Here is a 1,112-nt window from a genome sequence, read left to right on the forward strand (position 1 = left end):
TGGAATCGGTGAAGTAGGGGCAGAATTACAAGGCCAAGCAGTCCCTTATCAAGATGGAGAACTATACGCTGATACCAAACTACTTCCTAGATATATCGATTTACAAGGGTCGATTACGAAAACCGATTTAAAAGATATTAAATCCTATCGTAAGAAAATTTTAAGAGTTTGTAACCCTAAATTAGGACTCGGCAAAATCACTTTGGATTTAGATGGCGATACGAAAGAAATTTACGGAGCTTTAGATGGCGTCCCTACGTTTCCAGAACGAGGCAGACGACCATTTCAACCGTTCATGATTACCTGGAAATGCCCGAATCCTTATTGGCGAAACCCGAGTCAAGTATCTCGTTCATTGCGCGCTTATGAGGGGACGTTTGAATTTCCGTTTGAATTTCCAATAGAACTAGGGATTGAAGGAGACATTACAACTTTAGTCAACGAGGGGGACACAGCGACCCCTGTTACCATTAGCATTCAAGGTCCGATTGATCGACCCATGATTGAAAATCGAACAACGGGTCAATACATGCGAGTGAATGTTAACCTTCTGGAAAACGATGTCCTATTTATAGATACCGATCCCCTTCATAAACGAGTCGAGATTCATAGAGGAAACCAAATATTTAAAGCTATGGGTTATTTTGAACACAGTGGCGACTTTTGGCAATTACAAGTAGGCCGGAATGACATTCGAGTTCAAGCTGAACGTGGTGTCAGACAGGCGATTGCCGCGATTAGTTGGCACGATATGTTCACCGGTATGTAGGAGGGAAGTTTATGGCAGAGTTTTATCGATTTTTTAATAGTACACAAGACGATCCACGACAATATCAAGCAGATGATTTTAGCCAGTTCTTTAAAAACTTTTTAGGGAACGGCTTTTTTAATGGTTTACAAGTGTCGGCTGATAACACCATGAATACCACTTTAGCAAGTGGGAGCGCCTTTATAGAAGGGCATGAGTATACCAATACAGCCTCTATTACTTGCCCACATGAACCGGCTGATGCGTCACTAGATCGAATCGACCGAGTGGTTTTACGATTGGATCGAGATATTGAATCACGTTATATTCGAGCGTTTGTTAAACGCGGAGAAGAAGCTGAAGT

General features: G+C 41.9%; 1 protein-coding gene and 1 pseudogene. Both read left to right on the top strand.

Annotated elements, in window-relative coordinates; translation table 11 throughout:
* Window positions 1-769: phage distal tail protein (locus ACTWQB_RS17310; protein WP_443140394.1), on the top strand; the 769-nt coding region annotated here is incomplete at its 5' end.
* A gap of 11 nt (window positions 770-780) precedes the next feature.
* Window positions 781-1,112: pseudogene (locus ACTWQB_RS17315) on the top strand (phage tail protein); the annotation flags it as partial.

Origin of the sequence: Piscibacillus sp. B03 (genome assembly GCF_052246295.1) — a bacterium.
Taxonomy (GTDB): Bacteria; Bacillota; Bacilli; order Bacillales; family Alkalibacillaceae; genus Piscibacillus.